The sequence below is a fragment of the Bacillus sp. CH_70 genome (genome assembly GCF_038007045.1).
Lineage (GTDB): Bacteria > Bacillota > Bacilli > Bacillales > Bacillaceae_G > Bacillus_A > Bacillus_A cereus.
In genome coordinates this window covers 456633-479760 of the sequence record NZ_JBBOWL010000001.1, presented here as the reverse complement: position 1 = coordinate 479760, position 23128 = coordinate 456633, and the positions used below count along the sequence as shown (strand labels likewise).

The window sequence follows — 23128 nt, the reverse complement described above, 5'->3', positions numbered from 1 at the left end:
TTTATTTCCGAGCATATCGGGAAAAGTAAACTTAGTTAATTCGAAATAGGAGCGTTGGTACTATGCAGTGCATTGAAACAAACAACTTACAACAGTTGTTAGAACAAGTAAAACCATATACGAAAAAAGGAAAACTTGCTACTTATATCCCCGAACTAGGAAATGCAAATCCAGACGATTTAGGGATTGCCATTTTCCATAAAGAAACAGAATATATCCATGCAGGCAACTCACAAACACTATTTACTCTTCAAAGTATTTCCAAAGTAATTACACTTGCCCTTGCCCTTTTAGACCGTGGCGAAGAATATGTATTTTCTAAAGTTGGAATGGAACCAACGGGTGACCCATTTAATTCTATTATTAAGTTAGAAACGACAAGTCCGTCCAAACCCCTTAATCCAATGATAAATGCAGGAGCATTAGCTATTACAAGCATGTTAGCAGGAAAAGATAACGAGGAAAAAATGGAACGTATTCTTCATTTTGTACGTGAAATAACAGATAATCCTACTATTAATTATTCCTCTAAAGTTGCCGATTCAGAATTAGAGACAGCTTATCTAAACCGTTCACTTTGTTATTATATGAAACAAAACGGAATTATCGATTGTGATATTGAAGAACTTATGGATTTATATACTCGTCAATGTGCAGTTGAAGTAAACTGCATCGATTTAGCACGTATCGGCTTAATTTTTGCAATGGATGGATATGATCCATATAAAAAGAAACAAATCATCCCTAAACATATTACAAAAATTTGCAAAACATTTATGGTCACATGTGGTATGTATAACGAATCTGGTGAATTTGCAATTCGTGTTGGTATCCCTGCAAAAAGTGGTGTAGCCGGTGGTATTTTCGGTTGCGTAAAAGGAGACATGGGAATCGGTATTTTCGGACCAGCTTTAGATGCAAACGGAAATAGCATTGCTGGTTTTAAAATCCTTGAACTTCTTTCTGCTCAAGAAGGCTGGAGTATTTTTTAATCGCGAGTTATCCTGCTATACTAGCAGGATTTTTTATTTCACCAAAACCTCACTTTTGTCAGTTATCAATCCTCTTACAAAAACAGTGCTGAAAGTTTCTCTATATCATGCATATTTGTTCCCCCCTCCTGAATAATATAGTACAACCTAGCGCTATATGTGGAGGTGTGAAAGATGAAACTAATATTTCAAATGGGAAAACAGCCTGTTCTTGAAAAAACAATTCTTCTTTTTATATTGAGTATTGTAGAAAGCTTAAAGCTAAAAGTTGTTTCACTCGATGAAGCTCACCGATACATATTCAATTTAGAAGTACTTGAACTATTAATGGACCGGAACATCGATGATCAAGTACTTGAACTTATTCATTTCGGAATGGGACTTGAAGACATTCACCATGTGCTTCCTGAAGAACTTGAGCATACGATCGAAGAATTAAAGTGGCTTTGCATTCAAGTATTAAGTGAGTACAGTATGCATGAAGAATCCGAACAATTAATTGAAGATATACGGTAAAAAAAGCACCTATGTAGGTGCTTTTAATGTTTTTTTAAACTATTTTTATACGCCTCAATATTTACTGGTAGCTCTTCCTCTTCCAAAGTATGTTCATTTACATCTTTATGAATGAACGCACCTTTAGGTGGTTGATGATCATGCCCTTTTTTCTTATGATCAAATGCTTTCCCGCGTCCCATACAAATCCCCCTTTCTTAAAAGAAATCCGTATTAGTATGGAGAAAAGTACGTCGATATATGCAATCCCTTGCTGTATTTCCAAGGAAATACTCGAACCTTGTTTTCTACTCTCCTTACAACAACTGATCGATCCCAATAAGAATTAATAACACTCCTGCAATAACCGTCGCCCATTTCCCTAAGTATTCTGCTAAATATCGTTTTCCTACATATGCAAAACCACTTATGCAAATAAAACTAAACACCCCAGAAATAGTCGCTGTAAGCCAAAGGTTTAAATTTGTTACTCCAGCATCGAACCCACCTGCGATATTATTAATAGACAATGCAACCCCTAAAACAAGTGCTTCAGAAAAACTAATTGTTTTAGATCCATCAAAATCTGCTTTTTCTGGATTACGTAAAATTCCCATAAGTACATTATCATCTTTAGAACCTGCTATATTTTTTTGACTCAAGAAAGGCTGGCATAAAATAAACACCCCGATTATCCCTAAAACGATTGCTCCAATCAAGTTTGCTGTAAACTCTGAAATAAATAACGCAATCCAGTTCCCAAAAAATCCAGCTAGTAAAGTAAATAAAAACCCGAAGAATGCGATGATAAAATTGTTAAACCACGAAATACGAATTTTACGAATGCCATACGCAATTCCAACACCTGCATTATCTAAATTAGAAGCGATCCCGATTAAAAAAATTGAAAATAAGCCTACCGTACTCATAAATAGTCACCCCTTTTTCTCACTTTTCAATGCATATTATGAAAATGTTGAGCAACTGTGCCTGTCTGTTTCATATACTTGTAATAAATGCTCAACATTTTTTCAACACTAAAAAAGGAGTGCCTACACTATGGCTAATGAAAACCCGAATGATCGGCTTGGTAAATTAATAAAAAAACTTTTAAAAGAACGCGCCCTATCTATGCGCCAACTAGGAATACTTACAAATATTGATCCTGCAACAGTCTCAAGAATTATTAATGGCAAACAACCGCCAAAACAAAAACATCTACAAAAATTTGCAGAATGTCTTCAAGTTCCACCCCAATTGTTATTTGATGAAATGTACCCTGATTCTCCTCACATAAATAAAGAAAAAACGGATATGTACACATCTCTTGATACCATTCAGCAAACTTTACAATCCTCTAACTTATTCGATTTCGATTACACTACAACTCGCGTAAAACAAGAACTCGAAAATTACGAACGCTATGCCCAGACAACAGAAGGCGAAAATCGTATTCGTGACAGTTTCGCAAGCAAATTAGAGCAAATTGATAGTGCTGGTCCTTTTATTGAACAATTAACAGATATGTATCAACAATTTTGCAATGAAACCATTTCAAAAGAAGAACGTGCAGTTCTTGGGAGCGCATTACTTTATTTCATTTTATCGACAGATATTATTCCCGACTATCTCTTTCCAATTGGCTATTTAGATGATGCGATTGCCGTTGAATTAGCAAAAGAGAAATTACTTGAAATGAAACGAAAGACATAGCAAAATAAAGAACTATTTCAGTTGTTTCTATTTAACTCTGAAATAGTTCACTAAAAAATCGTACAAGTATACATACCTGTACAATTTCAACATACTAATCTATTTTTTCATATGACACCATTCATATATAAATGCTGTTATCACTTTTGTAAATTCAATTAACTGTTCAATTTCAACTTTCTCATTTACAGAATGTGCTTCTTCTAATGTACCTGGTCCATATATAATCGCTGGAATGTGAAACTCACTAAACCAACCGCCATCAGTTACCGTTGCAGACATATCTAAAATTGCATTTTTTGATAGAATAGACTCGTGTACTGAGCTAAGTTTTTTTACAGCTGCATGTTCACTATCTACTTCTAAAGAAGGGAAAATTTCGCCACGATCTACAATCATTGATTCTCCGCCCCACTTAAATTGTGGCGGATTTTCACTTAACCATGGATCGGCAGCTGCCACCTTTCCAATATACTCTTCAATTTCGTTTATTATTTGTTCATGTGTTTCATTCGGATAGAAGTGCACTGTTATCCACAATCGGCACTCATCCGCAATAAACGCCGCATGCCTTCCTCCCTCAATAACAGCTGGATTAATTGTTGTTGTTCCAGATGGATAGCCTTCATATGTTTTCATGACTGCCCAGTGGTGCTCTAATTCTTGTAAGCTTTGCACAATTTTCATCATTTTTTCAATCGCACTCGCTCCAAATAAACGTCCTCCAGCATGGATCATTTGTCTACGCGTTGCATCATGAAACGTTTGCGGACTTTTCACTGTAATCCATCCAGTAATGACACCGCCTTGCCCTTGCATATGTAAATCGCTCGTATCCACTACTACTGCAAAATCAGCATCGTAACCCCTTTTGCAGCATTGAAGTGTACCTGCTTCTCCAACTTCTTCTCCAATTACCGATTGAAAAGTTAAATCTCCAGGTAATTCAATACCAGCTTCTTGTAAAAGTTGAATGGCAAATAGCGCTCCAGCCAGCCCACCTTTCATATCTGCTGCGCCACGTCCAACTAACCAGCCATCTTTTATAAATGGATCAAATGGATTTGTTTCCCACGCCTCATCTGCTGACACTTCGGCTACATCCATATGTCCATTAATAATAAGACTTTTATATGAGTCACTTTTTATCCCTTTTTTTACCCCAACAACATTCGGATCATTCGGATATACATCCCATTTATCAATACTAAAATTTCGTTTTCTTAAAAACTCTGCAACAAATTCTTGTGCTTCATTTGTATTTCTCGCTGGCGGTGCTGGTGTTTCAAAACGAATTAAAGTTTTTGTAAGTTCTAGTAATTCCTCTTTCCTTGAATCTATTTGTTTTAACAACTGCGAAACTTCTGGATTCATCGCTAATTCCCCTTTGCATACATAGTATGTTTCCAGCTTTATTTTCACAAAAAAAGAGACTGTTTACAATTTTACAGTCTCCTAATTAATCACTATTATAAACTCTCTACTTCCGTTGTATTTGTCTTTTCAATATGCTCTACATTACTTCCCTTATTTCTTGTAGCACGATAAAACAGTAAACAAACAATCATAAATGGAATACCACAATACAATGCCATTCTTTGTTCTGGAATAAAGGCCATGCCAACGATTACTGTTAAATTTAATACTAACGCAAGAAGTGGTACAAATGGATACAATGGTGTTTTAAATTTCAAGTCCTTAACATCCCCGCCCCGCTTCATGTATGACCTTCTAGCTAATAAATTTGATAAAGCAATAGATGCCCAAACTAGTATCGCTCCGAATCCAGCGATAGAAAGCAGCCATAAATAAACTGTATCTTCCGCATAAATACCTGATAGTAGTGAGAGACACCCTACAATTGTGCTTACGATTAATGCATAAATAGGAACACCGTTTTTAGATAACTTGCCAAAAATTGGACTAATCATTCCTTGATTAGACATAGACCATAGCATACGCGAAGTTGCATATAATCCTGAATTCGCAACGGATAGTACTGCTGTAATAATAACGAAATTTATAATATCTGCTGCATAAGGAATACCAATTTTATCAAATACAACTACGAATGGACTTTCTATTACTCCTGCTTGCTGCCAAGGGAATAGTCCAGCAAGAATAAAAATAGATAGTACAAAGAAAACAAGTATACGCCAAACTGTATTGTTAATTGCCTTCGGGATCGTTTTCTCTGGATTTTCACTCTCACCTGCTGCAATACCAACTAATTCTGTTCCTTGGAAAGAAAAATTAACTGCAATCATTGTAATTAAAATGGCTGATAATCCATTTGGAAACAATCCACCATAATCAGTAAAGCTAGAGAACATTGGCGCTGGTTCATTCCCTTTCATATCTAGAAACCCAAACATTGCTGCCCCGCCCAAAATAATAAATGCAATAATTGTAATTACTTTAATACTTGCAAACCAAAATTCCACTTCCGCAAAACTTCTTGAAGATAACGCATTAATAGCAAAGAGCAGTACCGCGAACACTACACACCAAATCCATGACGGTACATCAGGAAACCAACGTTTCATCAAAATACTAACTGCAATTAATTCAATACCTATCGTAGCAGACCAGTTTAACCACGACATCCATCCCACTACATAACCTGCTGCAGGAGAAATATGCTTTGTCGCATACGTTTGATAAGACCCTGCGTCAGGCATCGCAACCGCTAACTCTCCAAGACAGAGCATCGTTAAATACATTACAAATCCACCGACAAGATACGCTACAATTGCTCCTCCAGGTCCAGCTTCATGAATCGTATAACCTGATCCTAAAAAAAGTCCTGTACCAATAACTCCACCGAGTGCAATCATAAATATGTGCCTGCTTTTCAATTCTCTTTTTAATCCTTGGTTTTGATCCATCATATAAATCCCCCCTTTTCACTTTGCCAATCCATTTAATGTAAGCGTTTTTAAAATTTTTCACCGTAAAAATAATGATTTAAAAGAGCAAAAATACACATCACTTACATTAATCACTGCCTGTTACTAAAAGGTCATCCCTTACTGTTATTAATAACTTTTGATCAGCAATAGCTTGTCCTTCTACTACTTCTAATGATTCAATATAACCACTGATTCCTATCTTAATTTCTACTTTCTGTTTATCTATCGTTTCAATTAACGCTAATTTCTCCCACTCGTATACGTAAGAACTTTCCGTAACAAATAACTTCTCTACTTTTCCATAACAAGGACTATACACACCTTCTATAACTGTCTTCACTTTATAAATCCCTCCCTCTTATTAATTGACACCGAAACGTTGTATATCCTGTAAAAATTCATATTCTCCCCTCTAGAGATTTCAAATATTATTTATGCAAAATACGTACCAAGTCTCTAATTCATATATTAAATGAGAGTTTTACACAAAAAAGCATGCACAACCGCAAAATTTTTCTATCATTTGAAAAGTTTTAAAAGGAAAATAGCAAAAAAATTTTGCGGTTTTATAAGAATTTTAATAAAATTATAAAAAGTCAGTCTTCATAGGGTGAAATGAGGAGAAGATAATCTATGCGTACAGAAGACATTAATTTTAAACAGATCATTGAAATGAACATGCTATATGAAACTTTACTCAATGAACTCGATATCGGGATTCATATTATTAATGAGGAAAGTAAAACGATTATCTATAACCGCAAAATGATGGAAATTGAATCAATGGAACGCTCAGATGTATTATATAAAAGTCCTTTAGAAATATTTGCATTTGAAGAAAATAAAAATAGTACTCTTATAGAGGCATTAAAATTAGGAAAAACAAACAAAAATATAAAACAAACGTATTTTAACAATAAAGGACAAGAAATTACAACGATTAACGATACTTTCCCTATAATAGAAAATGGAAAAATTAAAGGCGCTATTGAAATATCAAAAGAAATTAGTAACTTAAAGCAAACAATAAGAATGGGCCCTTCTCGAAAACAAAGTACTAAATTTACCTTTGATCACATAATTGGTGATTCTGAAGCCATTCAATCAATCATTACAGAAGGAAAAAGAGTAATTCGTACATCTTCCTCCATACTTTTAGTAGGAGAAACTGGCACTGGGAAAGAACTATTTGCACAAAGCATCCATAATGAAAGTCAGCGTTCAACAAAACCCTTTATTTCACAGAACTGTGCCGCTATACCTGATACACTCATGGAAAGCTTATTATTCGGTACAAACCGAGGTGCATTTACAGGAGCTATCGATAAAGCTGGTTTATTTGAAGAAGCGAATGGAGGAACTTTGTTATTAGATGAAATCAACTCATTAAGTCCAGCACTTCAAGCGAAGTTACTACGAGCTATACAAGAAAAAACAATACGAAGAATCGGAGGCACACACGAAAAAGAAATTGATGTTCGTATTATAGCAACTATCAATGAAGATCCTTTCGAAGCCATCGCACATAATCGATTAAGAGAAGACTTATATTACCGATTAAGCGTCGTTACTTTATGTCTTCCGCCTTTACGTGAAAGAAAAGAAGATATTCTAGCTCTTGTTCAGCACTTTATTGAAAAATATAATACTCAATTCGGGCTAAACGTAACCGATGTAGATGTAAATGTAAGAGAATTTTTCTATGCATACGATTGGCCTGGGAACGTACGGGAGTTGGAACATATAATTGAAGGTTCCATGAACTTAATAGAAGATGAAACCATCATTACAGCGTTTCATATGCCTACTCGCTTCCGTGAACGAATAAAAACAGAATTCAATATGCAACATGCACTAACTAATCACAATACTGATGCACCAAAAACTTTAAAACACACAATAGAAAAAATGGAAAAGAACTATATTAACCAAATTCTTAAAGAGAATCATGGCAACATCTCACAAGCTGCAAAATTTTTAGGATTAAGTAGGCAAAACTTACAATATCGAATTAAAAAACTGCATTTACACATATGAAATGAACATGTCTCCAAGTGTAAAAACAACTTGGTAAAATATGTTACAATAAACATGTAACATGCTAGAAAGGGGCTATATATATGAGTAATGATAAAAAATTAAAGTTATTACAATACTTATACTTTTTCCCTGCCATGCTCTGTATGATGTTATTCATTAATGCCGATGTAAGCAGCTCTCCTTATGCAAAACTATTTGGAACAATTAGCGGCTCCTTTGCAGCTATTATGCTTGCTGCTTTTTGGAATTTGAAGATACGTATAAAAAAAGAGAAATCTTCGTAATACTAAAAAAATCGAGCTACTTAGCCCGATTTTTTTATTTGCCATTAAAACTCAACATTCTCCAAATACAAACCACTCGCCTCAGCAAGACAATTAATTTGATTACGTTGTTTCGCCTCTAGAATTTGTGGAATTGCTTCAGCATCTAATTGTCCTAATCCAACTTCAATTAATGCTCCAACAATTTTTCTTACCATGTTATGAAGGAAGCCGTTACCACTTACTCTAATTTGTACAAACCCTGCCTCTTCCATCACATCAAGTGTATATACTTCTCGAACCATAGATTTTTTCTTTGATTTCGCATTTGAAAAAGCAGTAAAATCATGTGAACCAACTAAATGTTTCGCAGCTGCTTTCATGCTTTCCACATTTAATTTTTTATTCACATGCATGCTGTATTTACGCATAAATGGATTTGTATGCTCTTCATTCCAAATTTTATACAGATATGTTTTTGCTTTAGAATTGTAACGAGCATGGAAACGATCATATACTTCTTCCACATTCGTAATGCTAATATCATTAGGTAAATATTGATTTAAATATTTTTTCACTTTATGTTCCACTAACTTCTCATCACTTTGAAAGTTAGCAACTTGATTCAAAGCATGTACACCAGCGTCTGTTCTACTACAACCGATAATTTCAATTTCTTTTCCGATCATTTCAGATATGACACTTTCGATTTTTCCTTGAATCGTATTATCGTTATTACCGAGACGTTGCCATCCTTTAAAACGTGCACCATCATACTGAATCGTTAATTTATAATTATGCATAATATTCTCCTTCATAGAAAATATTCCCTCATACCATGAGGGAATATTAATAAACTTTACTTTCTAACAAGCTTCACTACATTTTCTACGTGAGCTGTATGCGGGAACATATCAACTGGTTGCACATACTCCACTTCATAGCTCTTCATTAATGCTTGTACATCACGTGCTAATGAAGAAGGATTACAAGACACATACACAACTTGTTTCGGCTTCACTTTTAAAATTGTTTCCAGTAATTTATCATCGCAACCTGTACGTGGTGGATCGACAACAATTACATCTGGACGCCATCCTTCTTTTACCCATTTCGGTAACCATTGTTCAGCTTTACCTGCTTCATATTTCGTATTTGTAAATCCGTGGCGCTTCGCATTTTTTCTTGCATCTGCAATCGCTTCTGGAATTACATCCATACCACGTACTTCCGCTGCATCATTTGCAAGCCAAAGACCGATTGTACCAACACCACAGTAAGCATCCACAATCTTCTCGTTTCCTGTTAACGCAGCTGCTTTTTTCGCCTCATTATATAAAACAACTGTTTGTTCTGGATTCAACTGGAAGAATGCACGTGCTGATAATTCAAATGATAAATCACCAAGTGTTTCTTGAATTACTTCTTTTCCAGCTAATTTAAATGTTTTGTCTCCAAAAATAACAGATGTTTTACGCCAGTTTACATTTTGCATAATTGATTTAACCGCTGGCATCTGTTTTTGTACTTCTGCAACAAATTGTTCTTTATTTGGTAATTCTTCTTTCGTTGTAATAAGTGTAACTTGTACTTCCCCTGTTTGAACTGCAGTACGTGTTACAATTGTGCGTACTAAACCTTTTTGTTTTTTCTCATTGTAAATAGAAACATTTAATTTTTCTAAAATACGTCTTACAACTTTTGTCGCTTCATTCGTTGCTTTATGTTGAATCATACAGTGAGCAATATCAATTAACTGATGTGAGTTTTGTTTATATAGCCCTGTAATAACCTTTTCGTCTTTACGCCCCACTTGTAATTGACTCTTATTACGGTAATGCCATGGATTTTCCATGCCAAGCGTTGGACGAATTTTCTCTTCCATACTGTTTTTCATGTACTTCTCAAATGCTTGTACAACGATATCACGCTTTTGATTCAATTGTTCTTTATAATCTAAATGTTGCAGCTGACAACCGCCACACTCCTCATATACTGGACACGGTGCTTTCACACGATGCGGTGAAGCTTTACGAACTTTTTTCACTTTCGCTTCAGCGAAGCCACGCTGAATTTTCGTTGTTTCTGCAACAACTTCTTCTCCTGGTAATGCCCCTGGAATGAAAACAACTTGTCTCTTAAAATAACCAACGCCTTCTCCGTTAATCCCAAGACGTTTAATTGTCACAGGAAACGTTTGACCAACTTCCAACTTACTCTCATGTTGCTTTTGTATCATTATTACACCTCTACTCTATACTTTTCCATAAATATAACGCTGCATAACTGCAGTATGGTTCACACTCTTGTTTCACTTTTTCTAAAAATACATCATCAGGTTTATCATCTAATTGAAATATACCTTGCACTGCACGCTGAATCCCAATGTCCGCTTTCGGGAACATATTTTTCCGTCCAAGCCCAAACATTAAAAAGTTTTGCACTGTCCATGCACCAATTCCCCTAATTGGCAACAATTGTGCTGAAACTTCTTCTTCCGTCTCATTTTCTATACTCGCTAAATTTAATGTACCACTGACAATACTTCGACCTAATCCTACTATATATTCAGCCTTTCGCTGACTAAACTTCTGCTCTCTCAATTCTTCTATTGAAATATTTGCTACTATTTCCGGAGTGGGGAAAAAGAATACACCGTTCTTCTCTGTTCCATACCGTTTCACAAATTGTTCTGTTAACACAGTAGCAAATTTCAAATTTATTTGTTGGTGAATGATACAGCGAAGAAGACAAGCAAAATAATCAAATTCTAAAATAATTGGAGTATAAGCATATGTTTCAAATAGTGGACGTAATGATGTGTTTAAAAAATGATTTTGTATATCTTGAAACGGTTCATTCCAATGAAAAATGGCCCTCATTCGTTTCATGACTTTCTCCGGATTTCCTGTCTGACTAGAAATCCAAAACTGTGGATTTTGAACAGTACCAATCCCTTGTAAGCGAACAATAACCTGTTCCTCGTCTATACAAAGCGGGATATAAATGACTTTCTCATCTAATTGAATGACGTTAAGAGGATCAAAAGATAAACGTTTTAATACTTCTTCAAAATGATACGGATACTCTAACGTAACATGTTCGCTCCACATACGTTTCCCCATCCTTTTTACACATCATTATAGCATGAGAAAACCGTAAGCATACATGCTTACGGTTGATTGCTTTTTACTAAGTCATCTAGACTTTTAAAATGATACCCTTTCTCGCGCAAATCATCAATGATTTTTGCAAGTGCTTCTGCATTATCTTTTGATATTGCATGAAGTAATAAAATAGATCCTGGGTGAATCATCGTCATAACATTATTATGCGCATATTGCCATCCTCTTTGCTGATCCACTTTCCAATCCAAAAATGCAAGTGACCAAAATACATTATAGTAGCCCATTTCTTTCGTAAGAGCTAACGTTCTTTCACTAAATACGCCGCGCGGAGGACGTACATATTTCACTTCTTTTTGCCCAGTTACTTTTTTAATTTCTTCCGTTACACTCGTTAATTCTTCACGAAGCTTCTCATCATTTACCGCTGTAAAATCAGGATGACTCCAAGAATGATTTCCAATAATGTGTCCTTCATCCTTCATTCTTAACAATAAATCTTTTTGTGTTTTAATGTAATGCCCCGTTACAAAGAAAGTTGCTGGTACTTTTTTCTCTTTTAATACATCTAAGATTTTCCCTGTGTATCCATTCTCATACCCATTATCAAATGTTAAATAAATATCTTTTTTCTTCGTATCTCCTAAATAAAACCCGCCATTTTTTTGCAGTAAATCCGTATATAACTTTCCTGCATCTGGTACTGTTTCATTTTTAGGACGCGGGATTCCCCAGTTATGTGGAGTATTTGTATAAGCCAATGCCGAAACTGGAACAAGTGCCATCATAATTGAAAAAATGAGACCGATATATAACCATTTATATTTCATAAATAGTCTCCTTTCCATATATAATCGTACCTGTAGTTTCTGTTTACTTACTTACTTTCATGCTGTGCATGTTTTTCTATATATACCAAAAAATGCATCTCGAAAGATTCGAGATGCATTTTTGTTTATTTAAATACCGGCTCTTTAAAGCTCGCTAATTTTTCAAGTGATGTTTTATCAACATCTGCATGTAAACTATTACCATGAGAGTCCATCGTTACAACTGCTTTAAAACCTTCAATGCGTAAATGCCACATTGCTTCTGGAATACCAAATTGTAAGAAATCAACATCTTTCACTTCTTTAATACATTCAGCATAATATTGCGCCGCACCGCCAATTGCGTTTAAGTACACGCCGCCGTGTTCTTCTAAAGCCGCTAATGTTTTCGCACCCATACCGCCTTTTCCAATAACAGCGCGAATACCAAATTTCTTCATAATATCGCCTTGGTACGGTTCTTCACGAATACTTGTCGTTGGACCTGCCGCTTTAATTTGCCAATTGTCATTGTCATCTTTCACAACAACTGGACCACAGTGGTAAATAATTTGTCCATTTAAATCTACTGGACAATCATTATCCATTAAATGCTTATGGATTGCGTCACGACCTGTATACATCATGCCATTAATTGTTACAACATCACCAACGCGAAGTCCACGAATTTGCTCTTCTGTAATTGGTGCTTGTAATACAATCTCACGTTGCTCTGTTTTTTCTTGTGCTTCATGCTGAAGTGTATCTTCACCTTCTTGATATAACCAATCCATAATTTCACCTGTTTCAGGATGGATTGTTACACCTAGGCGGCGATATGCCCAGCAATTATACGCCACAGATACGTAGAAGCTAGCCGGCAGGCGGTTATACACGCCAATTTTACAGCCCAGTAAAGTTGTTTCTCCACCAAATCCCATTGTACCAATGCCAAGCTTATTCGCATTTTCTAATACGTACTCTTCAAGTTGTTGTAACTCTGGTACTGGATTGACATCATCTAATGTACGGAATAATTGATTTTTTGCTAATTCATAACCTGATGTGCGGTCTCCCCCGATACCAACACCAATTACACCAGCACTACATCCTTGACCTTGTGCTTGGTATACTGCATGAAGAAGGCATTTACGAATTCCTTCTAAATCACGGCCAGCTCGTCCAAGTCCTTCTAGTTCACACGGTAAGCTATATTGAATATTTTTATTCTCACAGCCACCACCTTTTAGGATTAAACGTGCATCAATATAATCTTTTTCCCATTGTTCAAACTTAATAACCGGTGTACCTGGTCCTAAATTATTTCCACTATTGTCTCCAAAAAGAGAGTCAACAGAATTTGGACGAAGTTTACCATCTTTTGTCGCCCGCTCAAGCGCATTATAGATAGCTTCCTTCAACTTTAATTGATTCACACCAACTGGTGTATAAATTTTAAACGTTGGCATCCCTGTATCTTGGCAAATCGGTGAGATGTTATCATCAGCCATTTTAATATTATTTGTAATTGTGCCAAGTGCCATCGCAGAACGAGTCCCTGCATTTTCTCGCTCTTTCGCTTGTTGAATCGCACGACGAACATCTTTCGGTAAGTTCGTTGACGTTTCAACAATTAGTTGATACATGCTTTCTTGAAGCTTTTCCATTGTTACTTCCCCCTCAATTGTGAACGCTACCAAAACGTTATGAGCTGAAAATTCCATTGTTATGCTCTTTAGCTTTTTATTTGTTTCACGCTATTAAAGCATAAATGAAATTTTTCACAACTTGATTATACCTCTTTTTCTATCGTCCTTCTATTATCCGCACAGAAAAAGGCTACCAAATTGGAATTGGCAGCCTTTTTAATATATTATTCGTCTTTTTTAAATTGCTCACATTTTAATTCTAATTCATCTAACATTGCAAGAAGACGATCTACATCTTCTAATTCTACTTCTTCAGGTTCAATTGTATCAATTACTTCAATGAACATATTTAAACGCTCTTTTAAATATACTAATTGTGTATCTTTATCTTGAATTGCTTTTCCCATGAAGGCACTCTCCTTTTAATTCGAGTTGCTTTTATTATACCGCAAAAATGATTGCTATGGGCATGAAATTTCATCAATTTTGTCACAGTCATCCACTATAATGTAAGCCCTCTCTCTTTTCACGCTAAAAAGTTTCACTTTATAAAAAGCACATATTCTTCTATTATAGAGAATGGACAAATTGTTATTTCAATAGTCAAAGGAGTATTTCATATGACGATATCACAAAAAATGAAGCCGATTACTCCTTCTTACGATCCATGGGAAGCGTATATGGACCTTGAAGAGTACGGCAAACTACTATTAACAAATGTTGAATTTACAACGACGACGTTATGCAATATGCGCTGTGAGCATTGCGCTGTTGGTTACACGTTACAGCCGAAAGACCCAAATCCGCTTCCGATGGATCTTTTATTAAAACGATTAGATGAGATTCCTCATTTACGTTCTTTAAGTATTACTGGCGGAGAACCTATGCTTTCAAAAAAATCCGTCGACAACTATGTAACACCACTCTTAAAATACGCCCATGAACGAGGCGTTCGCACTCAAATCAACTCTAACTTAACTATAGATTTAGCACGTTACGAACAAATTATTCCTTATTTAGACGTGTTGCATATCTCTCATAACTGGGGAACAATTGATGACTTCGTTGAAGGCGGATTTGCAATGATGGAGCGTAAACCTACTTACGAACAACGTGCAAAATTATTCGAAAGAATGATTACAAATAGTAAGGCTCTATCAGATGCAGGTGTACTTGTATCGGCCGAAACAATGTTAAACAAAAGAACTCTACCACATATTGAACATATTCACCGTCAAATCGTCGAAGAGATGGGCTGTAAACGTCATGAAGTTCACCCAATGTATCCAAGTGACTTCGCGAGTAATCTAGAGATTTTAACAAAAGCTGAAATTCGTAATGCAATTGAGCATTTACTAGAAATTCGCGATGAAAATGTATGGATGTTATTTGGAACGTTACCTTTCTATGCTTGTAGCGATGACGAGCGAGACATTGCCACATTTAAAAAATTACAAGAGAGCAAAAATGTCACTGTTCGTAATGATCCAGATGGCCGTTCTCGTTTAAATGTAAATATTTTCGATGGAAATATTATTGTGACGGACTTTGGTGATGTTCCACTTCTAGGAAACATACAAACAAACACATTACAAGAAGCATATGACAAATGGAGTGCTTCAAAAACAGCAAAATCATTAAGCTGTCACTGTCCTGCAGTAAAATGTCTTGGACCAAATGTTCTTGTAAAAAACAGCTACTATCCGACAGAAGATTTCTTATCAAAAACAGCAAACATTACATTATAAAAAAACGTCAGCTTATAAGCTGACGTTTTTTTATGTTATTGCGAGTGGGAAGAAGAAATGAATTTAAAAAATAAATGATCATGAATTGGAATCGCCGCTCCAATTCCTTGAGAAGTAATATTTTTCACAACAAGTCTTTTTTGATTTCCCTTTAATACAAGATACACTTCTCCAAATGTTACTTTTCCCTTTTCATTTACTGCTGGTGTATAAGCGTATAAATATCCGAGTTGACTCGGACTAATATTATACACACGCTCATGTCCAGTACCATAACCAATAGTTGTTTTAAACGAAAGGGGCAATTGTACTTTTTCAAGCGCTTTGAGAAGCATCATTTTTTTCACATCTGCAGCATCTTTCATATCTGCTGTTAAATCGCCTTCAACCGTCTTTTGTGTTTCTTGCTTATAGCGAAGTGGATATAAACGGTCTCCTCCGCGATTATCATACACATTTCGATTCACTTGTTTATATTCCCAATTAATCGATGTGTCTACTGATTCATAATGTAAAGCCCATTGACCTAAATAAATTTTTGCCCGGTACCCTACTGCAAGCGGCGCATTTGAAATTGTCGTTTCATTAAACATCCGAATTAAGTCTGGATTTTCAATTTTAATATTAGCTGTTTTCAATAGTTCTTGAGCAAACTTACTTGGCTGTAAACGTGGCAAATCTTGCGCATCATTTGGAAATGTATTGTCTTTTGAAATATTTAAAACAGATGAAGGCATTTTTGTTCCTACTGTTGTCTTTGCAAAACTCATGTTAGGAAATAATAAAATAAACGAGACCATAGTTGAAAGACATATGCTGTATACTCGTTTCACCTGTCTGGCTCCTTCCTATGTAAAGGTATATATACTACTTTGTTTATTGTTTTCTCTGAGCACAATTGTTATGCCTATTTTTCATAATAAATAAAAACCAATTCCCATAATGACATACGCCGCTAGTAAAGTGCCGCCTTCAAACCAGTTTGTATCTCCATCATTTGAAATCGCAATCGTTAAGAAAACAGCTGTAATCATAGATACAAGTTCTGGTATGGTAAATACTAAAGGCATCCTCTGCGCGAAGAACATAGATAGCAATACTAGTACAGGAGCAACAAACATGGCGATTTGTAATGTAGAACCTATTGCAATTTCGACTGCAATATTTACTTTATTTTTATAAGCCATAATAATTGCAGATGCATGTTCCGCTGCATTTCCAACAATTGCAACGATAATAACCCCTATAAATAATTCTGACCAACCAAATGATTTTGCAACAGTTTCAAAAGTATGCACGAGCGCCTCTGACACATAAGCTACTGCCAGTGTTGCTATCGCTAAAATAAGGAGTGCTTTCCCTTTCGACCACTCTGGCTCTTCTTCATGCGCTACTTCGTCACTTTTATGTTGATATACACCACGGTGCGTAACTAACTTAAATAGTAATGCAGCAAGGTACATGATAATCATAATAATAGAAACACCTATACTTAATTGATACGTCTTGCCAGCGTCCATCTTCATTGAAAAGATCTCTGGAATAACAAAGGCTACGACAACAGCAAATATTAATAAAGCTGAATTATGCCTTGCATCGTAAACGTTAAAGCTTTGCCTTTTATATTTAAGTCCACCTACAAAGAAGGATAATCCTCCTACTAATAATAAATTTCCAAGTACAGAACCCGTTAAAGAAGCTAACACCACTTCAATTAACCCTGCTTGAAGTGCAAAAATTGAAATGATAAGTTCAACTGCATTACCGAAAGTAGCATTTAATAATCCGCCTATTCTAGGACCAGATACAATTGCTAAACTCTCTGTTGCTCTCCCCATAAAACCAGCTAACGCGATAATCGTAATACAATACACAGCGAACATAATTGTTTCTGGCCAATGAAGTGTTTTTCCAAGTACAGATAGTGGTACACCTATAAGTGCTACTATAAGAAATATTTTATTAAACATGCTTTTCACCCTTCCATCGTATGTATTTCTCCTCAATATTATTATTATTCTTCTCCTAACTTGTCCGATTTCATCACAATTACGTTTAAAAAATCGGATTGAAGAAAACAGTATGAAAGATATTTAAATTATCTTGTTTAAACAGACAGAATTATAAATTGTGAAAAGGGGTTAAAATTATGCACTTAAAAGAAAAAATCGCAACTATTATTCAAGGTCAACGTACCGGTGTATTATCTACAGTACGAAATGAGAAACCTCATAGCGCCTTTATGATGTTTTTCCATGAAGATTTTGTACTGTACGTTGCAACAGATCGACAATCAAAAAAGATAACAGATATTGAAAACAATCCTAATGTCCATGTATTACTCGGACGAGAAGGAAAAAAATTAGATGAAGATTATATTGAAGTTGAAGGGTTAGCTTCAATCGAGGAAGACTCGACATTAAAAAACAAGTTTTGGAATAATAGCTTAAAACGTTGGTTACTCGGTCCTGAAGACCCTAATTACGTATTGATAAAAATCAATCCCGACACAATTTATTACATCGATGGTGCCGGTACGACGGAGCCTGAGTTTTTACGACTATAAAATAAAACAAGCCCCCCTTAGGTGGGCTTGTTTTGTCGAAAAGTTCTTTTGAAAAAAACAATAAAATAGGTGGAACTTTCTAAAGATTCTGTTATATAATAGCAGTAACTTAAATAAACTGTATTAAAACAGATTGAGAGGAGAAATAAAATTGATGAAGAGAGAAGAACGCAAAAACATGATTGAGTTTATTGAAAAGAAAAAAGGGATTGAGCGTGACGAATTACTGTTTATGACAGACGATGAAGTAGAACATATTTATAATGTAACGTACTTTTTATATGAGGAAATTGCAGAGTAGTATAATAATCCCCACCTTATTAAAAATATAAGGTGGGGATTATTTCGTTATTTAGCCCACTATTTGCGGGCAGTCAAACTCCCACCTTAAAATTCAGGTGGAACAAGAAGTTAAGTTGAAGTCGTGCTTCCTATAAACCTCAATTGCTTCAACTTTATACATGAGAATCATTTTCATGTATAATACTGTAAGATTGGAGGGGTTTTACTATGAGTTCGTGGCTCTTGTTTGCACTATTATCAGCAATTGCTGCTGCCCTTGTATCGATTTTTGGAAAGTTTGGTTTAGACGGAATCGATGCAAACGTTGCAACAACAATTCGATCTATTATTATGGCATTATTTATGATAGGCGTTATTATCATACAAGGTAAATTTCAAAATATCGGCGACGTACTGCTAAATAAAAAAGCACTGCTATTTATCACATTAAGTGGGATTGCAGGTGCTTCGTCATGGCTATTTTATTTTCTTGCCCTCAAAACAGGAAAGGTTTCACAAGTAGCTCCTGTCGATAAATTAAGCGTCGTATTTGCTATCATTCTCGCTATGATTATACTCGGTGAAAAGTTAAACTTTATGACCGGCGTTGGTGTAGTCTTTATTACAGCTGGTGTATTATTTATTGCTTTCAGCTAAAAAAACCGCTATTAGCGGTTTTTCTTTTTCTTTATATAAAACCATACAACACATGTAACAACTGCTGAAATTAATAAAATCCATATTCCATAATGATGTAAACTATACTCAACGAAGCGCCACTTCTCGCCTAACTTCCAGCCAAGCCCAATAAAAACACTTATCCAAATGAGCGCACCACCGTAAGCGTACAAACAAAAACGCCAAAGTGTCAAATTTGATACCCCAGCAAAATATGCTGTTAAATGACGTACTCCCGGTATAAAATAACCAATCATTAAAAGAAATGGCCCATATTTTTCAAATAAAATATGTGTTTTTTCAATGTGATGTTCTTTAATTCTAATTTTCGGCCCATATTTCTTTAAAACAGGGAGCCCAAGTTTTAAACCTAATATGTAGCTTAACGTAATCCCTAACATCGCACCAGCCATCCCACTTAAAAAAGCAGCGGTTCCTGACATAACTCCTTTTGAAACATTATAACCAACAAAGGTCAATAAAAACTCGTCTGGTATCGGTAATCCGACAATCCCACCAGCCAAGGCTATAACAATTCCAAAATAGCCATAATGCGCGATTAACTCGCCAATATGTTGTTCCATTCGGAAGACACATCCTATGCACGATCGTTATTCCACATTGTACCCGTTCTATCTTTAAGGCAAACATGGTATACATATTCACTATACATTGTTTTTATAATGAACTCTACTTCTATTCTTTCCTTTAACAGAGATAAAATTAAACTTCAATCCGCGTGGGTTTTCTTCATCCTCTACTGATTATTAGCCTACATCCATCAGGCTTCTACAGGTATCCCGCCTCCGACATAATTCACTTACATTCACTAATTTTGAGATTAGATTCTTACTGCCTGCAAATGTCCTGATAAAAAATAAAAATTCATATGCGTGTTTTTTTGTTACAATAAAGGAAAGTTACTTTTCGCAACGGTTTAACTCTCAAGAAAAATGATATATCTAGCAAAAACATAGTTTGGTCTATATAATCCAACTTCTACCTATTAAAAGAACATGAACCCTTTTACATACAACATCATTTTTCTAAATTATACAGGGGGGAACGAACATGACCATTGAAAATCAATTTATTCAAAAAGTTTACTATAAAACATTTTTAACAGAAGAAACTTCTACTCCTGCATCGGAAGTACTCGGTGAAGCATATATAAATGAATCTAAAAATGAATTCTCCAACATTTCTAATATTCGATTTGCTCAAGGTGAATTTTATTATCAAAATAAAGATTTTGAAGCAGCTATATTTAAATGGGAAAAAGTTAATAATACTCTTGCACTTTGGGCAACAAAAAATATTGCAGATGCTTATTTTGAACTAGGATTCCTACCAAAGGCAGAAGAAATTTATCAATCTATTCAAACAGAAGATACAACTCTTACGATGGAAGTTTCATTACAACTTCTTTCTCTTTATATCGAACAAGATCGTTTAGGACTTGCTTTTAAGACGATTAGTGAAGCTGTTGCATTCCAACCGGATTATCCAAACATTACTGCAATTGCACGTTCTTTCTATGAAAAACAAGAAGATTGGAACAACGCTATCGAACTAGCTGTTCAAGAAGGTATTCGAACACAATCTTTACACTGGTTTGATACATTAATAAATTACATAAACAAAGGATTTACTAAAAATATTAAGCCTGAATATTTCTATGAGTCTTTAAAAGCTCTATATGCTGTTGATCAAGCTCAATTTAAAGAACTTGTTATTGCTCTTTGGAATAGCTACCAACATGAATCCTTATACCTTCCTTGGATTCAAAGTATTAATCATTTATTCTTGCATATTGAAACAGACAATAATGACGATTGGAATGAAATTTCTACTCGCTATCAAGAAACATACTTTGCATTAATTACCGGAAATCATTTTATGCATGAATTAAACGGACTTGTACCAAATCTATTAACAAATTGGTTCAGTTTAACGAAAGCAAAAGATTCTCTAGTTGTCTCTGCAGCAGTATTAGCATGGAATGAAGTCTCACCTACAACCCTAGAATCATTACTCGTAAAAAGTGCTGGATCCTTACTTTCTAATACATCAGCTGAAGCAGATGTAAATATGGAAATAGTTTCTCATTTATTCGAAACAATCGCTGTATGGGCTGAGAAAAATGATGTAGATTTAAGTCATCAATTTACGCTACTCGTCCATGAACTATGTGATTTAAATGTCACACCACTACTAATAGCTGGAACTAGTGACCATGATAAAACATCATTTGTTAATTCAATATTAGGAGAGAACATCTTAACCGAAACTTTAACAACTCCTATTCTATTTAAAGACGCTAGTCAAACTGAAATAACAGAATTTACCGAGTTAGATATCAGAAATATCTCTAACCTTGATGAATTCCATCAAATAGCGGCTACATCTGCTCAGTCAGAACTTGAGAAAAAATGTATAGAAATTAAGCTACCAAGTAGATTTTTAAGAAAAAATAAGTTTACATTTCTTATTACACCATCCATTCAAGGACAATTGGATAAAAACAATGCATACTTTGAATACTTACAAGCAGCAGATAGCCTTGTTTACGTATTAAATTCTTCTTCACCATTGCATAGTGAAGAAATTGATACGTTAATTTATTTACGTGAACAAGTACCAAACTTACAAATTCACTTCGTATTACACACAAATAATACGACTACTAATGAAAAACTAATTAGTAAACTTAAAGTACATTTTCCAGATGCACAATTCTTCCCATACTCTCCTTCGCAAGAGAGTAGTCAGCAACTTGGAGATGTAACAGAATCTATTCTCTCTAATCTTGCAAAACGCAATATAGAAAAAGAACGTATAGAAAAGCTAATATGGTTTACGCAAAAGACAATTGCTTATCTCATAAATGAACGTGTGGAATTAGAAAATACATTAGTAAAATCCGTACGCTGGAATAAACACATCTCAGTGAAACTTACTGGATTTATTAATAACCTTACTGCTCTTGAAAAAGATAAAATTCGCTCTATTACCGAATCCTATCTTTTAACGAAAGAAGAAATTACACGAGATATACATTCTCAAATTCCTGAATTATTACAGAGCTGCTCTGATCTTGTTCAAGAAGATAGTGATTTCAAACTAGTTCATGAAGAATTAAATGCTGCAATGAATGAACGAGTTCAAAAGCATGTACAACAGGTACTTCTTCCTAAATTTACTGGGTCTATTCAAGAATGGATTGAAACAGCACATAATGAATTTATTCAAGCTCAAGCTTATTTAGATGAAATGAGTGAAACGTTTAATAAATTATATAAAGAAGAACGTATGAAACTTCCTTGCGATTTCAAATTATTAGATGATTGGAATCGAGATGTTGTACGAATGACAAATCGAATTACAGTAACGAACATCAATATTTTATTACGCTTTACACCAACACAGTTTTTCTTAAAAAGTGCCGGAAAATTATTTGGTAATATGCAAAAAAACCAATCTATGCTCGCCAACAAATATAAACAATATATTGAAACAGAAGACTATACAGAAATTGCTCACACAATTTCAAAACAATTCTTCCTACAATTTGAAGTATTTGAAGGTGCATTAGAACGTGATATCATGATGTTCTTTAAAGATCCACTTAGCATATTGAAACAAAATGTGGATGCAGCTCAACTTGAGATAAAGGAAGACGAGCAAACATTAGCAACGCTAAGAAGCAATCCAGAAACATATCATGATCCTTTGGCGTTATTTAAACTACAATTGCTACAACATAAATTCGTTTTAAGTACTACAAAGAAACATGAAGATATGTTTGTATCTAACGAATCTCCTACTGTTTAACAAAAAAACCAAGCAAACTAAA

At 34.9% G+C, this 23128-nt stretch carries 24 protein-coding genes; 10 read left to right on the top strand and 14 right to left on the bottom strand.

The features are described from left to right. Positions 1-62: 62 nt before the first annotated feature. The gene (gene glsA, locus N2V79_RS02435; RefSeq protein ID WP_001149850.1) at positions 63-992 is read left to right on the top strand and encodes a glutaminase A; all 930 of its coding nucleotides are present in this window, start codon (positions 63-65) and stop codon (positions 990-992) included. Between the two features lie 174 nt (positions 993-1166). Further along, complete coding sequence (locus N2V79_RS02430; RefSeq protein ID WP_000766603.1) at positions 1167-1508, top strand: DUF3969 family protein; 342 nt, start codon at positions 1167-1169, stop codon at positions 1506-1508. 23 nt (positions 1509-1531) lie between these two features. Here the strand turns inward: N2V79_RS02430 and N2V79_RS02425 are convergent, their stop codons facing one another. Then, the gene (locus N2V79_RS02425; RefSeq protein ID WP_000532409.1) at positions 1532-1690 is read right to left on the bottom strand and encodes a hypothetical protein; all 159 of its coding nucleotides are present in this window, start codon (positions 1688-1690) and stop codon (positions 1532-1534) included. A gap of 114 nt (positions 1691-1804) precedes the next feature. Further along, the gene (ytaF, locus tag N2V79_RS02420; RefSeq protein WP_340719545.1) at positions 1805-2416 is read right to left on the bottom strand and encodes a sporulation membrane protein YtaF; all 612 of its coding nucleotides are present in this window, start codon (positions 2414-2416) and stop codon (positions 1805-1807) included. A 130-nt stretch (positions 2417-2546) separates the two neighbouring features. Here ytaF and N2V79_RS02415 point away from each other — a divergent pair, with 130 nt between their 5' ends. Then, entirely contained in the window at positions 2547-3200 is a 654-nt protein-coding gene (locus N2V79_RS02415; RefSeq protein ID WP_001262777.1) for a DUF1232 domain-containing protein, read from the top strand. Between the two features lie 99 nt (positions 3201-3299). On the opposite strand, the gene N2V79_RS02410 is transcribed toward N2V79_RS02415, so the two are convergent. From N2V79_RS02410 to N2V79_RS02400, 3 genes are all read right to left on the bottom strand, one after another. Next, complete coding sequence (locus tag N2V79_RS02410) at positions 3300-4574, bottom strand: acetylornithine deacetylase (protein WP_064532180.1); 1275 nt, start codon at positions 4572-4574, stop codon at positions 3300-3302. A gap of 95 nt (positions 4575-4669) precedes the next feature. Then, positions 4670-6091 (bottom strand): amino acid permease, encoded by a 1422-nt coding sequence (locus N2V79_RS02405; RefSeq protein ID WP_000969253.1) that lies wholly within the window; start codon positions 6089-6091, stop codon positions 4670-4672. 106 nt (positions 6092-6197) lie between these two features. After that, positions 6198-6452: a biotin/lipoyl-containing protein gene (locus N2V79_RS02400; protein WP_000859489.1), complete on the bottom strand. Its 255-nt coding sequence runs from the start codon at positions 6450-6452 to the stop codon at positions 6198-6200. A gap of 293 nt (positions 6453-6745) precedes the next feature. Between N2V79_RS02400 and N2V79_RS02395 the strand changes: the two genes are divergently transcribed. Next, positions 6746-8149 carry a sigma-54 interaction domain-containing protein gene (locus tag N2V79_RS02395; protein WP_001258420.1) on the top strand — a complete coding sequence of 468 codons (1404 nt, stop codon included), beginning with the start codon at positions 6746-6748 and terminating at the stop codon, positions 8147-8149. 83 nt (positions 8150-8232) lie between these two features. Continuing rightward, on the top strand, positions 8233-8436 hold the full coding sequence (locus N2V79_RS02390; RefSeq protein WP_000063858.1) for a hypothetical protein: 204 nt from the start codon (positions 8233-8235) through the stop codon (positions 8434-8436). Positions 8437-8480: 44 nt separating this feature from the next. Here N2V79_RS02390 and truA read toward each other — a convergent pair whose 3' ends face one another. The 6 genes from truA to N2V79_RS02360 all read right to left on the bottom strand — a co-directional run bounded on the left by truA (position 8481) and on the right by N2V79_RS02360 (position 14405). Then, a complete protein-coding gene (gene truA / locus N2V79_RS02385) occupies positions 8481-9218 on the bottom strand; it encodes a tRNA pseudouridine(38-40) synthase TruA (protein ID WP_048538466.1) in 738 nt (245 codons plus the stop codon). A 56-nt stretch (positions 9219-9274) separates the two neighbouring features. Next, complete coding sequence (gene rlmD / locus N2V79_RS02380) at positions 9275-10654, bottom strand: 23S rRNA (uracil(1939)-C(5))-methyltransferase RlmD (RefSeq protein WP_017657168.1); 1380 nt, start codon at positions 10652-10654, stop codon at positions 9275-9277. Positions 10655-10664: 10 nt separating this feature from the next. After that, positions 10665-11528, bottom strand: coding sequence for a DNA-3-methyladenine glycosylase family protein (locus tag N2V79_RS02375; RefSeq protein WP_000269416.1), 864 nt, complete (start codon positions 11526-11528; stop codon positions 10665-10667). A gap of 59 nt (positions 11529-11587) precedes the next feature. Next, positions 11588-12370, bottom strand: a complete 783-nt coding sequence (gene pdaA / locus N2V79_RS02370; protein WP_000875957.1) for a delta-lactam-biosynthetic de-N-acetylase — start codon at positions 12368-12370, stop codon at positions 11588-11590. Positions 12371-12495: 125 nt separating this feature from the next. Continuing rightward, entirely contained in the window at positions 12496-14016 is a 1521-nt protein-coding gene (gene fumA, locus N2V79_RS02365; protein WP_000413530.1) for a class I fumarate hydratase, read from the bottom strand. Between the two features lie 206 nt (positions 14017-14222). Then, a complete protein-coding gene (locus N2V79_RS02360) occupies positions 14223-14405 on the bottom strand; it encodes an SE1561 family protein (protein WP_000513558.1) in 183 nt (60 codons plus the stop codon). Between the two features lie 213 nt (positions 14406-14618). Between N2V79_RS02360 and yfkAB the strand changes: the two genes are divergently transcribed. Continuing rightward, the gene (gene yfkAB / locus N2V79_RS02355) at positions 14619-15746 is read left to right on the top strand and encodes a radical SAM/CxCxxxxC motif protein YfkAB (protein WP_000156025.1); all 1128 of its coding nucleotides are present in this window, start codon (positions 14619-14621) and stop codon (positions 15744-15746) included. Positions 15747-15781: 35 nt separating this feature from the next. Here the strand turns inward: yfkAB and N2V79_RS02350 are convergent, their stop codons facing one another. Then, on the bottom strand, positions 15782-16579 hold the full coding sequence (locus N2V79_RS02350) for a YfkD famly protein (RefSeq protein WP_002083605.1): 798 nt from the start codon (positions 16577-16579) through the stop codon (positions 15782-15784). Positions 16580-16660: 81 nt separating this feature from the next. Beyond that, a complete protein-coding gene (gene cax / locus N2V79_RS02345; protein ID WP_000482133.1) occupies positions 16661-17716 on the bottom strand; it encodes a calcium/proton exchanger in 1056 nt (351 codons plus the stop codon). 179 nt (positions 17717-17895) lie between these two features. Here cax and N2V79_RS02340 point away from each other — a divergent pair, with 179 nt between their 5' ends. The 3 genes from N2V79_RS02340 (at position 17896) to N2V79_RS02330 (ending at position 19251) form a co-directional block, all read left to right on the top strand. Continuing rightward, entirely contained in the window at positions 17896-18312 is a 417-nt protein-coding gene (locus tag N2V79_RS02340; RefSeq protein WP_000550219.1) for a pyridoxamine 5'-phosphate oxidase family protein, read from the top strand. 154 nt (positions 18313-18466) lie between these two features. Beyond that, complete coding sequence (locus tag N2V79_RS02335) at positions 18467-18613, top strand: BH0509 family protein (RefSeq protein WP_000817786.1); 147 nt, start codon at positions 18467-18469, stop codon at positions 18611-18613. 209 nt (positions 18614-18822) lie between these two features. After that, a complete protein-coding gene (locus tag N2V79_RS02330) occupies positions 18823-19251 on the top strand; it encodes an EamA family transporter (RefSeq protein ID WP_088024138.1) in 429 nt (142 codons plus the stop codon). A gap of 11 nt (positions 19252-19262) precedes the next feature. Here N2V79_RS02330 and N2V79_RS02325 read toward each other — a convergent pair whose 3' ends face one another. Continuing rightward, on the bottom strand, positions 19263-19856 hold the full coding sequence (locus tag N2V79_RS02325) for a DedA family protein (RefSeq protein ID WP_000434876.1): 594 nt from the start codon (positions 19854-19856) through the stop codon (positions 19263-19265). Positions 19857-20343: 487 nt separating this feature from the next. Between N2V79_RS02325 and N2V79_RS02320 the strand changes: the two genes are divergently transcribed. After that, entirely contained in the window at positions 20344-23106 is a 2763-nt protein-coding gene (locus N2V79_RS02320) for a tetratricopeptide repeat protein (RefSeq protein ID WP_069354911.1), read from the top strand. Positions 23107-23128: the final 22 nt, after the last annotated feature.